A 14,391-nucleotide genomic window follows, 5' to 3' on the forward strand; every position below is an offset into this window, starting at 1 on the left:
CATGGTTCAGAAATTAAACGTAATACCGGCATAATAGCGCCGGCCAGAGTAGCTATTGTTTAAAAAGCGTGCGTCGGTGTCGTTACCTAACCTGGATGTTGATTCAGATTTTGTCAGGTTTATAACCGATGCACTTAGCAACCAGCTCTCTGTCAGGGCGTAGGTGGCATTCACATCCACCTGATCATAAGGGTCCTGATACACGTTTAAACCACTGTTAATACCCAATACCGTTTCGCCACGTTTGTTATAAGACGCCCGGATACTGTAATCGTCTGTTTCGTAAAACGCCGACAGGTTGTACTGGTACTTGGCACTGCCCACTAAAGGCGATTCACCAAATTTTTCACCATCAACATTCACGTCTGCCTGGTTAGTTTTGTTGTAGGTATAGTTGGCGTTAAGACCAAAGCCGTTGGCAAAAGCATGCTGGATAAACAGCTCTACACCTTGCGACTTCGCGTTTGTACCATTACCTACAGTGCTGTAAGGGCTGATCGTGATCTGGCCCGGTTCAACCACACCCGGTTCACCGGCAAAATCACGCACTGAATCAATGATCAGCGGCACCACAAAGTTATCAACGTCTTTATAAAACAGTGCCATCCCCACCGCCGAGCCGGTGCCGTAGTAATACTCTATCGAAAGATCGGCCTGCATAGATTCAAACGGCTTCAGATTTTTATTACCACCACTGCCGCTAAAACCCGGTTGGGTGTTAAAGGCCTCACGGTCTTTAGCCCATTCATCTGATATAAAGCTGATACGCTCCTGACTGCCTAAATCGCTGTAACCCGGTGGCGACATCACTTTTGCCAGGGCGCCGCGCACCACCAGATTATCACCGGCATCCCATACCAGGTTCAGGCTGGGTAATACATAGGTTTCTTCGGTAGTTTGCGAGATCAGTTGCCAGTTTTCGACAAAACGGGCGTCGCCGGTCACAGGTAAACCGGTTACATCGTCGGTATGATCAAGAAAGTAGGTGTATAAATCGGTCGATTCACCGGTGGTTTTGGTTTTTACTACCCGCACACCGGTATTACCGCGGAAATCACCAAAGCTAAAATCGCCCTGCAGATAGAATGCTTCACTTTGCTCACGGATGTTGTAAACAAAATTATCTTCAATCCGGGTATAAGGTTTGTAATTGCTTAAAATAATGCTGCGGTATTTATCCCAGTCTATCACCGGCATCAGATTAATATTAAAGCCACCGGCAATATTACCCTCGCCCTGAGGTTTTAATACATCTTTTGCCAGTGGCATACCGCCGTTCCACTGGTAACTGTCAAACTGATCTATGCCCCGGCCACTGGCCAGTGCACCTTCAATATCAAAATCGGGTGCCAGAAAGAAGTTATTCCCGGTTTCGCGGTGTAATTTGGCATCACGGAATTTTAAGCCGGTGCGAACCAGCGTAAAAATGCCCCAGTCGACATCAAAATCAAGATCCAGCTGATAGTAGCGCTCTTCCAGCGTGCTACGCACAAAGCTGGAATTAGACGACCCCGGGTCCCGGCCGCCGCCGACACCACTTAGCAGATTGGTTAAGGTGTTAGGATCGATATACATTGACATACGGTCACCCGTTGACCAGCCAGCGTACTGTGCAGCATTTTCAATAAAGGGTTGGTTTTCACCCCAGTTTGAACTTTTATACGCCACATCCCAGCTTTCTGTTGGCCCACCTTTAGCTTTGGTGTTACCGGCAATCAGTTTCAGGCGGTAGCTATCACCCTCGTAACTGAAGTTAAAATCGAAAGTATCTGAGGTAGACTCTTCCCTGACATAGCTGCCATTCATCCAGGGAAACTGCAAATCATTCTCGGCCCCACCGGCGCCGACAGTATAATCCATGCCGGTAATAATGGTGCCGGAAGCATCCAGCGTTACGCCGGTAAGAAAATTAGGGTTTAATGACCACTCCGGCATTGACACCACTGAACGGGTTCTGTCCTGGCCCAGAGTAAAACCAAAATAGTTAAAACCCAGCTCCAGCCGGTCAGTAGGTCGCCATTGCCCGGTAAGCTGCACGCCTTCGCGATCACGCTCTTCTTTGGTTACACCAACCCGGGCCACCTGCGGAAACCAGACCCCGTTATAAACATTGCCCTGGGCATCTGTCAACGCAGCCCAGTTGTTGTTATTGTCTACCGGATTGCCATTAACATCTACCGCCGTATCTGCCACACCGCCCCAACGCCAGACACTCGAATCGGTACCGCCCGACAACACACGGCTGGTGCGGTTTTGCCGGGTATATCCTACCAGCAGGCCCAGGCTTTCAGCATCGTTTTTCCACGAGTACACGCCGGTAAACTGCGGTTCGTGTTTGTCGGTAACATCGGCATAGGTCGATTCAATATTTAGTACGCCAGAATTAGCATCCATCTCAAACGGCTTGCGTGTATGTAACAGCACAGTACCGCCAACCCCACCGGCATCCAGCCGGGCTTCCGGCGATTTAAATACTTCAACGGTCTGGATCATCGCCGACGGCAACAGGGTGTAATCAAATGAACGTGATGGTTCACCGGGTGACGATGCAATAAAGTTGCCGTTTAACTGGGTAAACGTCAGATCAGACGATAAACCACGGATACTTACAGTTGAACCTTCACCGCCGTCACGCTGGATCACCACACCCGGCACCCGCTGCAGTGAATCAGCAACGTTTTTATCCGGAAACTTACCGATATCCTCAGCAGTAATGGCATCCACCACCGCGCTGGACAAGCGTTTTATCGCCATATTCTCGGCCATACTGGCACGGATACCCCGAACCTGTACTACCTCAACTTCGGCTTCAGCCTTGGTTTCTGCCGCTGGCTCAGTTTGCTGTGCCAGTGCTGTATTGCAACCGGCGGTTAATAACAGGCTTAAACTTACTGCCTGTGCCAGCCGGTGTTTACGCAGCTTTAGTGGCTGCGTGATATTCCCCGTTTTGTTGTACATATTTTTGCTGTACATAGTGTGTCGCTCTCATTTTTTTAGTTTTAAATATTGTTCTGAGCTATGAGTTTCTCTTACCGCCTAAACGCAGTCAGAACCCTGTTTTTCACTTGTGTCACTATTTAATTAGCTGCCCGATTGACCACGGGCATTGGTTTAACTTTTTAGTTTCAGTTTGCGCAGCACCTCATCAGGCGGGCCGTCGAAACTGGCCATAGGTTTATTGCCGATATAACCGATGTCGGCCATACCGGGTTCAGTGGTGTAAAAAGCTGTGGCAGTTAAATCGCGTACTTTGGCAAAGAAACGGGCGCCGTGCTTTAAGTTGGCAGCCGCTTTGGGCTCAAAACAAATATCGTCACAAATTTGCCGTTGCTCAGCCGTACTGAGTTTGGCGAATGCTTTACCAAAGCGTTTCTTTGCTTCGCCGTTTAACCAGACCAGGCCACCACGTACCAACACAAGATCGGCTTTTTGTTGCGGATAAGGCGCGCTAACCCATTCATTAATAAAGTGTTGCGCGCCCAGGCTGGCTGCCGAAGGCGACTGGGCATCGGCCGGAATAATAATGTCAGCCAGTACGGCCAGATCGTCCAGCTCAGCCTGAGTCAGTGTCATTGACCAGGGCACTACAGGCTTGAGCATATCCGGATCGGTAGGCCGGTAAATAAGCTCTGCCCCTTTGGTTTTTGCTGTTACCGCCGCAGCATGGCCCGCCATACTCAGCACAGGTATCGATACGGCCGCCGTAGCAAGCAGCTTTAAGGCATCACGGCGTTTTAAGTTGGTGCTGTTATTGTCGTTATGATCTGCCATATCAGATATTCCTTTGCTTGAACTGCTCAACAATGTAATCACTGGTGCGCCAGGCCAGTGCCAGAATAGTCAAAGTGGGGTTTTTATCAGCGTTCGACGCGAAAGGCGCGCCATCAGCAACAAACAGATTGGGTACATCCCAGGCTTGACAATACTGATTCAACACCGATTTTTTGCGGTCGGCGCCCATAATGGTGCCGCCCACTTCGTGAATAATGGCACCGCCGTTCATGATGGCTTTACGGCCGTCGGTTTCTATGTTGCTGGTTACCTTGCCGCCCATACCGGTAATAATGTCGGCGAAGGTTTTTTGCATGTGCGCCGCCTGATTTATCTCATGCTCTGACCACTGCCAGTGAAACTTCAGCACCGGTATCCCCCACTGATCCACCACTGTCGGGTCCAGTTCGGCATAGCTGTTTTCGTTGGGGATCATTTCGCCACGGCCATCAAAGTGCACAAAGGTGCCGTAATAGCGCCGGCACGCCTGTTTAAAATCAGCACCGTAAGCTCCTTCAGTAAAACTTTGCAGGCCGCCAAAAGCACCGGCCCCCGGCATGCCACGGCCACCGCTCATTTCAATGTGATAACCACGGGCAAAATTCAGCTTGCCGGCTTTTTGCTGCTTGTACAGCCACCATGGTTGATACAGATGCATACCGGACGAGCCGTCTTCATTCATTGGCGGCAGGTTTTCCAGCGCCGGAATTTGCCCGCCGACGCCGGCACCGACGGTATCCATCAGGTATTTACCCACCAGGCCGGAACTGTTGGCAATACCGTCGGGAAACAGCGGGCTGCGCGAGTTAAGGAAAATCCGCGCCGTTTCTGCTGCACTGGCAGCTACAACAACTGCACGGCCTTTAACTTTTACTTCTTCACGGCTGTTTTTATCGATGTAAATCACCCCGTCAGCTTTACCGGCCTTATTCAGCGTTACTTCGCGTACCATCGCATCGGTAATGATGGTCAGATTGCCGGTAGCCAGTGCCGGTGGAATTAACACCGTAGTTGACTGAAAATTGGCTTTAATCGAACAGCCACGGCCGCAAGGCGTGGCCCAGAAACAGGCAGCGCGGGATTGCATAGAATCGGCCACCACTTTTTGCCCCAGCTCACTGTTAGGAAACAGCTTCGCTGGCAGCCGGGTGTGGTCCTGGCGCTGGCTTAAAATGGCCAGATGCGCCGGGATCACTGGTATATTCAACTCATCACAGGATTTTTTCGCCAACAGCTCATAAGCACGCGGCTTGGGAGCCGGTTGCAAAATGCCTTCGGGCGAATCAGGGGTGTTTTCCAAACCATGGCCGGTGTCACCGTACACACCAATTAACATTTCGGTTTTATCATAATAAGGTGCTAAATCGGCATAGCTTATCGGCCAGTCAAAACCCAGGCCATCGCGGCTGTAGGGTTTAAAGTCATACTCGCCGTTACGCAACGAAATACGGCCCCAGTGGTTGGTGCGCCCCCCCAGCATGCGCGCGCGCCACCAATCAAAACGTTGTTGTGGCTCGCGGCTGGCCTGGGTATAAGGTTCACCCGGTACCTGCCAGCCACCGTCGATGGTAGCGTCATAGAAACCAAAAGGTTTGTCCGGGGTACTGGCTCCGCGTAGCGGTGCTTCTTTGGGCAGGTTAAACATCGGCGTTTCTGTTACCGGGTCATAATGCCGCCCTGCTTCGAGCATTAATACCTTTAACCCGGCAATGCTTAATATTAATGCTGACATACCGCCGCCGGCCCCCGAGCCGACTACGATTACATCATATTCCTGTTGTCCGGATGCTCCTGACATCTTGCACTCTCCTCGTCTGCACACTTTATAACGGTGCGCTTTGTTATAATAATTGTGCCGGCCAGGCTGCTAACGGCCTGCTGGCTTGGAACTACTCACTTAAACACCACTTTGTAACCGGTTACACTACTAAGCAAAAAAAACCGGGCATTGCATTTAACCTCAACGCCCGGTGTAATTGGCCACTGCCAGCAATAAATCGCGTGTGGCACGGATCCCGGCATCTTCATCAGCACTTTCACCTTCATACTCAATACCTATATACCCCTGATAGCCTGAGTTTTGGATTAATTGCCACATGCGCTGATAATCGATACTGCTCTCAGCACCATTTTCATCAAAGGCATAGCTTTTAGCACTGATGCCTTTGGCAAACGGCAACAGTAGTTGCGTGCCCTGGTATTTGTCACCGCTAAAGTTACCAAAATCCGGCAGGCTGCCAATATTACCGGCCTGCTGCAATACCGTAGCCAGCCAGTTGGCATCCATAGAGTGGCCCATATGGTTTTCGACAATAATGCTGATGCCAAAGGGCGCGGCGAAAGCCGCCAATTGTTGCAGGCCCAATACTGCCGCCTGCTGCATCTCTACTGCATCGGTTTTGGCGTTATCAGCAATACTGACGCGGATAGCGTGGCAACCTAAAAACGCTGCGGCTTCAACCCACTTATAGTGGTTTTCTACCGCCTGCTGGCGCTGCTTTGCCTCCACTGCAGCCAGATCGCCTTCAGCGTCGACCATAATCAGTAAACTGCTGACACCGCTGTCATCGGCACGCTGTTTTAACTGGCGCAAGAAAGATTGATCCTGCACCTTGTCGGCAAAAAACTGATTTACGTATTCCACCGCGCCCAGCTGAAAATCGCGGCGGGTTTTTACAGCAAAATCCAGTACCTTTAACTGACCGGAACGTAACTGGCGGTGCAATGACCACTGGGCCAGCGAAATTTTTGGTTGCACCGGGCTGGCAGCAAACAACGGCCAGCTTAACGGCAACTGGCTGGCTAAACCGGCAACAGCAGCTCCGGCAAAGGCCCGACATAAAAAATGGCGACGGTTAATAGCCATAACATTCTCCTGTTATAAGGCCCGGATCCGGATCTGACGAAAAGCTATTTTGTCGTTATGGTCTTGCAAAACAATATGCCCCGGCTCGTTTGCGCCAAGCACTCTCTTGGGGGCAAATTTACTATTGGCAGCGCGCTGCTGCCAGTCGGCGGAGCCCAACTCAAACTGCAGTACCAGTTTGCCATTAAGCCAGTGTTCAACCTGCGGGTGGCGCACTACAATGCGGGTATGGTTCCAGCTACCGGCAGGTAAATGAGCATCAACCTGCGGTGCGTATATATCAAATAATGAAGCGGTAAAATGGATCGGATTGTCATGGCCGGGATAATTATCATCATCCAGTAGCTGGTACTCTAAACCACCGGACCAACCTGCGCTGTTAACCTTGTAGAAGATACCACTGTTGCCGGATGCCGAAATTTGCCATTCCAGTTCCAGTTCAAAATCGGTAAAGCTTTGTTTACTGACAATATCACCACCGCCAGCTGCAGTAAGCACCAGTGCATTGTCGATAACTTGCCACTGCTGGCCAATCGGTTCACCGCTCTTGTCGGTCCAGGCTTCGACAGACTCACCATTAAACAGCCATTGCCAGTCAGCTGATACTTCTGCTGTGGCTTTATCAGGTGTAGCAGCACCAGAGATGCCTTCGGAGGTAGTTGGTGCAGGTTTACAGCCGGTAACAGCCACCAGTAACAGCAGGCTGCTCGCCGCTGCACGGAAAAACGCATCCGAGTTAACTCTGATCACGTTGACGCTCCCCTTGTTGTAGCCAGCGCTATTGCCAGCCGGTACCGCTCGTTATAATTATTTTGTTGGCGTGATTCTGCGATCACTGCCAATGAAACCGGTTACATCATTTAAGTTAAATCCGGCGCAGAATTTTGTCAAGCCAGATTGGTTATTTTTTGCTGCTATTGCAGCGGTGAGTCATGCACCGCTGCACGGGTATATTGGCTGCCTTAGTCGCTTAAACCCAGAATACGACGGTTACGATCGGCATCGGTAGCACCACCGGCAAAATCATCGAAGGGTCGCTCGGCCACGCAGATCAGCCGTTTGGCAATAAAAGGCGCGCCTTCTGCAGCACCTTGTTGCGGGTGTTTTAAACAACATTCCCACTCCAGTACTGCCCAGCCGGTATAGCCGTATTGTGTTAGTTTGCTGAAAATAGCATTGAAATCTATCTGGCCATCACCAAGCGAGCGAAACCGGCCCGGCCGTTCCAGCCAGCTGCTGTAGCCACCGTAAACACCCGCTTTACCGGAGGGGCGAAACTCAGCATCTTTAACATGAAACGCCCGGATGCGCTGATGATAAAAATCAATAAATTGCAGATAATCCATCTGCTGCAGCAGAAAATGACTGGGATCATACAAAATACAGGCGCGTGGGTGCTGCCCGGTAGCGTTAAGAAAGCGCTCAAATGATAAGCCATCGTGTAAATCTTCACCCGGGTGCAGTTCAAAGCATACATCTATGCCTGCGGCATCAAAAGCATCCAGCACCGGTAACCAGCGCTGCGCCAGTTCGGCAAAGCCCTGTTCTACCAGGCCGGCCGGGCGCTGTGGCCACGGGTACACAGTATGCCATAGCAAAGCACCGGAGAAAGTAACATGGCAGTTCAGGCCGAGGCGTTTTGACGCCTGCGCTGCCAGTAACAATTGCTCAGTCGCCCACTGTTGCTTCTGCGCTTCGGTTTTCGCGTGCGCCGGGGCAAAACCCTGATACAGCTCATTGTATGCCGGGTGCACTGCCATTAACTGGCCCTGCAAATGGGTCGACAACTCGGTAATATGCAACTGATAACGCTGGCATAATGCCAGCAGCTGATCGCAATATTGCTGGCTTTGTGCAGCTTGCTCTAAATCAAAAATGCGTTTATCCCAGGTTGGCAACTGCACGCCTTTGTATCCCAGTTCCGCCGCCCAGCGTAATAATGACTCTAATGTACAGGCCTCTCCGGCAGGTGGCAGATACTGCGCCAGAAATATCGCTGGCCCTTTAATTTTGCTTGTCAGCATACATTTATTATCCCGTAAAAGTGTACTGCCCGGTTATGCTTACCCAAGCCGCATTTTGCCTGCTGCTTAACACAGCAGCCTGCACGAAGGCCATACCGCGCACCGCCTGCTCAATACCTGCAGCTAGGTTGCCGGTTGTGGGTTGGCGTAATGCCAGCGCAAAGTCACGATAAATATTAGCAAAAGCCTCCAGATAGCCCTCAGGGTGTCCCGCCGGAGTGCGGCAACAGGCCCGTACCTGCGGTGCCAGGTATGTTTTATCAGTACCCGCCTGCCAGGTTTGCTGTGGCTGATTGCGCATCTGTACTATCAACTGGTCTGGTTGCTCCTGCTGCCAACTAAGTGAACCGAGCTCGCCATACACACTAATTTGTAAACCATTGCCCATGCCGGCACATACCTGGCTGGCCAGCAAAGTGCCGCGGGCACCATTACTAAAACGCAGCAAAGCGCTGCCATCATCATCCAGTTGGCGGCCGTCTATCACGGTTGCCAGATCGGCGCACAGCTCTGTTACCTCAAGCGCACTGATAAACTCTGCCAGTTGAAAAGCATGGGTGCCAATATCAGCAAAACAACCACTGACACCCGAGCGGGCCGGATCTAACCGCCACTGCGCCTGAGCACTGCCATCGCTGTCGGCTTTATTTGCCAGCCATCCCTGTGGATAGCTAACAGCAACGCGACGCACCGTACCTAAATGGCCCTGCTGCACTAATAATCTGGCTTGCAGCGCCATCGGGTAAGCGGCATAAGTATGAGTTAAACCATAATGCAGGCCCGTTTGCTGCACCAGCGCCTGTAGCTGCAGAGCTTCGTCTAATGACAAGGTTGCAGGTTTATCTGACAACACATGAAAACCGGCCTGCAAGGCTGCTTTTGCCACCGGAAAATGCAGATGATTCGGTGTCACTATAGTAACAAACTCTATCCGTTGCTCCGGCGGCAGCTGGGCTTCTGCAGCAAACAACTGCTGATAGGAATCGTAACAACGCGCGGTGCTGATACCCAACTGAGCCGCCATAGCGGCGCTGCGCTCAGCCTTGCTGCTAAAGCAGCCTGCTACCAGCTCGATCTGATTATCCAGCCGGGCTGCAATACGGTGTATAGCCCCGATAAAAGCACCCTCACCACCACCAACCATCGCCATTCTGACTTTTGTTTGCGCCATTAGCACCCCTTGAAACCGGTTACAACACCGAAAAACTCTATGCTGTTTTACTGTAGCAGCACCGCTGTGGTTACACCGGTAACCGGCGCTGCTTTGGAAAGCTTAATACAAATACCACTAGTACCAACGCCGCTATACCAGCCGGAATTAACCAGATTTGCCACCACTGGTAGCCACTATCCAGGTGATGCAAATCGGTGATGTAACCGGCCAGACGGAACCCCAGTAACATACCTACGCCATAGGTTGCCAGCGTGATCAGGCCCTGCGCCGCAGCTTTTATCTCACGGCCGGCTTTTTGTTCGGTGTAAATCTGGCCGCTGACAAAGAAAAAGTCATAACAAATACCGTGCAGCAAAATACCAAAAAACAGCATCCACAACTGCTCACCGCTGTTACCATAGGCAAACAGCACATAGCGTAGCACCCAGGCCAGCATGCCTACCAATAAGGTAGCTTTAATGCCATAACGGCGCAAAAATAACGGTAGCAATAACATAAAGGCAATTTCAGACATCTGCCCCAGCGACATTTTTGCCGCAGCACCGCTGATGCCCAAATCGTTCAGATACAGGTTGGCATTTTGATAATAAAACGCCAGCGGAATACAGATCAGCACCGAGGCCAGAAAAAACACCAGATAAGCGCGATCTTTCAGCAAGGCCAGTGCATCCAGCCCCAATAGTTGCCGCATGCCAGGCCGCTGTTGCGAGGCCTGCGGTGGTGTATCGGGCAGGGTCAGGCTAAACACGCCAAGCGCCAAAGACGCACCAGCGGCCAGCATAAAGGTAAACTGTAACTTCTGACTGCTTTCCCAGCCAAACCAGCCAATTAACAAACCAGCGGTGATCCAGCCAACAGTGCCTAATACACGGATATGGGCAAACTGCGCGGTTTTTTCTGCCAACTGGCGAAAGCTAATGGCATTAACCAGCGCCAGCGTTGGCATATACACCACCATATACAACAGAATATAGGGGTAAAAACTGCTAAAACTGCCACTGTAGGCCGCACTAAACAGCAAGGCCGCCCCCACCAGATGCAACAGCGCCAGAATTTTCTGTGCGGCAAAGTAACGATCGGCAATCAGGCCGATAATAAAAGGCGCGATAATAGCGCCGATAGACTGCGTTTCATACGCCATGCCCATTTGCGCACCGGAGGCAGAAAAACGCTGTGACAGATAGGTGCCCATGGTAACAAACCAGGCGCCCCAGATAAAAAACTGCAGAAACATCATTAGCGACAATTTAAGTCGGATGCTGATAGGCATGGCGGTGTTTTTCCCTGTTGATTTTATTGGCATTAGTGGCTGCTAACTCTGTTGGTTAGCATACTTTTTATCCACAACAGAAATAACTGTAACCGGTTACACCAAAAATTACAAGCTGGCACGCAGCAGAAAATACCGCCGCCAACTACTCAAACTTTAAAGATATAACCGCGTTTATAACACCAGTGCATTAACAGGTAGGAAAGCAACAAAAAGCTCAGCGCAAAGGCCAGTGAGCCGTTGTAATCGCCAAACAATGGCTGATATACAGCGCTGAATAACCAGCCGTGTAAAGAGGTATCGCCGACAGATACCATCATCAGTATGCGCGCTGCCACACCGGCAAACATAAAAAACAAAATAGCGTTGGCGCCAAACACCACAAAAGGCGCACTCCACAGCCGCCAGCGTTTAACATCACATAACCACAGGCAGGCCGCCAGTGCGATAGCGCAATAACCGCTGCTTAGCAGTACAAAGCTCGGTGTCCACAGGCTTTTATTAATTGGCAGGCCCATATGCCACAGCTCGGCCAGCCATACGGCCACTACACCAAATAATAAAAAGCCACGAATTTTTTGCACCAGGGTGCGATCGCTTTGCAGATATTGCGCCATTAACACCCCGGTCAGGCAGCTGCTGATTGCCGGTAAGGTAGACCAAAGCCCTTCCGGATCAAACGCAAACGGTGTGGCACTGCGGTAATACACATGGCCGGCACCCAGCACGACATGATCCAGCCAGGCGGCAAAACTGTTACCAAACTCCAGTAAACCACGGAACTGGTTGCCCTGCGCATCCTGATACGGCAGATACAACATGCCGGCCAGATATAAGGCACACAACCCTAACAGCCAGCCGATGCGGCCACGGGTGCCACAATACAGCACAATAAGCACAGTAAAAAAATATACCAGGCCAATGCGTTGCAATACCCCAAGCCAGCGCAGCGTAAGCAGTTTCTGCTCAATATAGTTGTACGCCGGGTCACGGAAATTGTAATAAAACAATGCTAAAAACAACCCCAGAGCAAACAGCTTTATGCTGCGCACTGCGGCATGTTTTATCACTGCAATATTGCCATTGCTGTTTTGCCGCTGCAGGCTTAATTGCAGCGACATACCGACAATAACAATAAAAAACGGGAAGATCAGATCTGTTACTGTCCAGCCATGCCACTGCGCATGCAGCAACGGGCTGTACACATGGCTCCAACTGCCGGGGTTGTTAACCAGTATCATGGCGGTAATCGTTAGCCCGCGCAGCGCATCCAGCGCCAGCAGGCGCTTTGGTGGTAATACAGAAAGTATTGCTTCAGCGTAACGCTGATACCAGTTAAACATAATTTTAATACCCGCTAACAGTAACCGGCAGCTTACCGGTTAAACGATATTGGCCAAGTAAAGCCTGCGCCAACGCTTCGTATACCGCATTACCGGCGCCCATAGCGGTTGGCTGTTCTGACGTGTTATAGGCATAGCTTGCCAGCACTACATCGGCATACTGGCCATAACGGCTGATATCATAAGGTGCGCGCAGGCTTAAAAACACGTGCGGTTTTTTCTTCGCTGTAATCTGCGGCAGCAATGTCTCAAATTGCAGGCTCTGGCGCTCATAAGCGGCGGTAATATTAGCAATACCGGTTAAATCATCCATACCGCCAATATCGGCCAGGCTTTGCATAGGGGCAATAAAGCCGCTTATCACCAAATCAGCCGCGCCAATTTGTGCACTGGCTTTGCTTAGATCAGTTTGTTGCAGGCTAATGGTGTCGATCACGAAATGATCTTTGCTGTAGTGCTGCAGCGCGGCGGCTAAGGCCTTAGCTTTAGTTTGGTCCGGCATAATCAGCAACAGTTTTTTTGTATCGCTGAGTTTAAACGGCCAGTAAGACGAAGCCGGTTTTACCTGGGTTATCGCTGCTTTGGCCAGTGCCAGTTCGCTTTGCCGGTGCGCTACGCTGCCAAGCAGTTTGCCGGCCAGTTTGGTTTGTTCTGCCACCGATTTCACCGCCGGTAATAAAGGATACTGCTGCTTTAAGGCCACTATGCGCTGATAAGATTCGACCAGTTCCGTTTTAGCAATAGCACCTTTGTCTACCGCAGCCTCAAGCTCATTAAGCAGTGCTGCCAGCGCTTTTAGCTCGCCGGGGTGTTGCAGCTTTACCGGCATCAGGGCGATATCAGCACCGGCGGCAAAGGTTTGTACTACCGCTTCGGTGTGGGTAAAAAACTTGCTGATCCCGGCCATATCCAGTGCGTCAGTCACTATCACACCCTTATAGCCCATTTCCTGGCGCAATACGTCATGCAAAATGGTGCGTGACAGCGTAGCCGGTTTAAGCATTTCTTCACCATTTTTGGAAACAAAAGTGCTGCTGTCCAGCGCTGGAAACTGAATATGCGCGGTCATAATCATGCCGGGCGTTTGCTGCTTAATAATATACGCAAACGGGTATAAATCGACCTGGCGGATTTGCTCACTGCTGTGCTCTACCCGTGGCAAGCCTAAATGGCTGTCTACTTCAGTATCACCGTGGCCGGGGAAATGCTTTAGTGCCGCTATCATGCCGCGCTGTTGCATAGCGCTGGTCATAGCGTTACCCAGTTCGGCCACGTGCTGCGGGTTTTCACCAAAAGCCCGTACGTTAATCACCGGGTTTTGCGGGTTAACGTTAACATCTATCGTAGGGGCAAAGTTTACGTTAATGCCCAGTGCCAGCAATTCATCGGCCAACACCTTGCCTACTTCAGCGGCAAAAGTAGTACCGTGTTCAGCATAAGTTGCACCTATAGCCATATTGCCGGCAAAAGATGTGGCTAAACTACGTGGCAGACGGGCAACCCGGCCGCCTTCCTGGTCAATACTGATAAACAGCGGTAATTTAAGCTTCGATGCCGCTGCCGCACTTTGTAAATCACGGTTAAGCTGCACAGTTTGAGCAACATCGGCCAGGTTTTCTGCAAACAGGATCACACCGCCAATATCATAGTCACGTACCAGTGTGGCCAGCTCAGGTGGCAATTGTGTCATTGGGGTGCGACACTGGCCGTTTATCGGCACCTGTTCACAGTAGTAGCGCAGGTCCAACATCAGCTTTTGCCCCAGCATTTGTTTTACACTGGCAGCCGGCGTAGCAGATTTAACCGGCATAGCAGCAGCCGGCAGAGTAAAACTGCAGGCACTTAGCAGCAGTAAAGAAGCGCGGGTCAAGCATGACATAGAGTTCCCAAGAGATAAAACAACCACGGCGGTATCCTGTTATTTTGGCAAAAGCTGCAGGCAG

10 protein-coding genes are annotated in these 14,391 nt (G+C 51.0%); all 10 read right to left on the bottom strand.

From position 1 onward, the window contains the following. Nucleotides 1–6: 6 nt before the first annotated feature. Complete coding sequence (locus J3B89_RS03585; protein ID WP_215396120.1) at nt 7–2,958, bottom strand: TonB-dependent receptor; 2,952 nt, start codon at nt 2,956–2,958, stop codon at nt 7–9. A gap of 153 nt (nt 2,959–3,111) precedes the next feature. Beyond that, nucleotides 3,112–3,771 (bottom strand): gluconate 2-dehydrogenase subunit 3 family protein, encoded by a 660-nt coding sequence (locus J3B89_RS03590; protein ID WP_215396121.1) that lies wholly within the window; start codon nt 3,769–3,771, stop codon nt 3,112–3,114. Between the two features lies 1 nt (nt 3,772). Continuing rightward, nucleotides 3,773–5,569: a GMC oxidoreductase gene (locus J3B89_RS03595; protein ID WP_215396122.1), complete on the bottom strand. Its 1,797-nt coding sequence runs from the start codon at nt 5,567–5,569 to the stop codon at nt 3,773–3,775. Nucleotides 5,570–5,731: 162 nt separating this feature from the next. Beyond that, on the bottom strand, nt 5,732–6,637 hold the full coding sequence (locus J3B89_RS03600; RefSeq protein ID WP_215396123.1) for a sugar phosphate isomerase/epimerase family protein: 906 nt from the start codon (nt 6,635–6,637) through the stop codon (nt 5,732–5,734). 12 nt (nt 6,638–6,649) lie between these two features. Continuing rightward, the gene (locus tag J3B89_RS03605) at nt 6,650–7,387 is read right to left on the bottom strand and encodes a 3-keto-disaccharide hydrolase (RefSeq protein ID WP_215396124.1); all 738 of its coding nucleotides are present in this window, start codon (nt 7,385–7,387) and stop codon (nt 6,650–6,652) included. Between the two features lie 212 nt (nt 7,388–7,599). Then, a complete protein-coding gene (locus J3B89_RS03610) occupies nt 7,600–8,661 on the bottom strand; it encodes a sugar phosphate isomerase/epimerase family protein (RefSeq protein WP_215396125.1) in 1,062 nt (353 codons plus the stop codon). 7 nt (nt 8,662–8,668) lie between these two features. Next, the gene (locus J3B89_RS03615) at nt 8,669–9,832 is read right to left on the bottom strand and encodes a Gfo/Idh/MocA family protein (RefSeq protein ID WP_215396126.1); all 1,164 of its coding nucleotides are present in this window, start codon (nt 9,830–9,832) and stop codon (nt 8,669–8,671) included. Nucleotides 9,833–9,902: 70 nt separating this feature from the next. Continuing rightward, the gene (locus tag J3B89_RS03620; RefSeq protein ID WP_251372183.1) at nt 9,903–11,138 is read right to left on the bottom strand and encodes a nucleoside permease; all 1,236 of its coding nucleotides are present in this window, start codon (nt 11,136–11,138) and stop codon (nt 9,903–9,905) included. A gap of 116 nt (nt 11,139–11,254) precedes the next feature. Then, nucleotides 11,255–12,448 carry an acyltransferase family protein gene (locus J3B89_RS03625; protein WP_215396127.1) on the bottom strand — a complete coding sequence of 398 codons (1,194 nt, stop codon included), beginning with the start codon at nt 12,446–12,448 and terminating at the stop codon, nt 11,255–11,257. Nucleotides 12,449–12,452: 4 nt separating this feature from the next. Beyond that, nucleotides 12,453–14,327 carry a glycoside hydrolase family 3 protein gene (locus J3B89_RS03630; protein WP_215396128.1) on the bottom strand — a complete coding sequence of 625 codons (1,875 nt, stop codon included), beginning with the start codon at nt 14,325–14,327 and terminating at the stop codon, nt 12,453–12,455. Nucleotides 14,328–14,391: the final 64 nt, after the last annotated feature.

Source organism: Rheinheimera oceanensis, assembly GCF_018831085.1.
Lineage (GTDB): Bacteria > Pseudomonadota > Gammaproteobacteria > Enterobacterales > Alteromonadaceae > Alishewanella > Alishewanella oceanensis.

Coding starts and splice junctions, on each gene's coding strand:
- J3B89_RS03585 (WP_215396120.1), bottom strand. CDS start 2,958: ATGTACAACAAAACGGGGAATATCACGCAGCCACTAAAGCTGCGTAAA.
- J3B89_RS03590 (WP_215396121.1), bottom strand. CDS start 3,771: ATGGCAGATCATAACGACAATAACAGCACCAACTTAAAACGCCGTGAT.
- J3B89_RS03595 (WP_215396122.1), bottom strand. CDS start 5,569: ATGTCAGGAGCATCCGGACAACAGGAATATGATGTAATCGTAGTCGGC.
- J3B89_RS03600 (WP_215396123.1), bottom strand. CDS start 6,637: ATGGCTATTAACCGTCGCCATTTTTTATGTCGGGCCTTTGCCGGAGCT.
- J3B89_RS03610 (WP_215396125.1), bottom strand. CDS start 8,661: ATGCTGACAAGCAAAATTAAAGGGCCAGCGATATTTCTGGCGCAGTAT.
- J3B89_RS03615 (WP_215396126.1), bottom strand. CDS start 9,832: ATGGCGCAAACAAAAGTCAGAATGGCGATGGTTGGTGGTGGTGAGGGT.
- J3B89_RS03620 (WP_251372183.1), bottom strand. CDS start 11,138: ATGCCAATAAAATCAACAGGGAAAAACACCGCCATGCCTATCAGCATC.
- J3B89_RS03625 (WP_215396127.1), bottom strand. CDS start 12,448: ATGTTTAACTGGTATCAGCGTTACGCTGAAGCAATACTTTCTGTATTA.
- J3B89_RS03630 (WP_215396128.1), bottom strand. CDS start 14,327: ATGTCATGCTTGACCCGCGCTTCTTTACTGCTGCTAAGTGCCTGCAGT.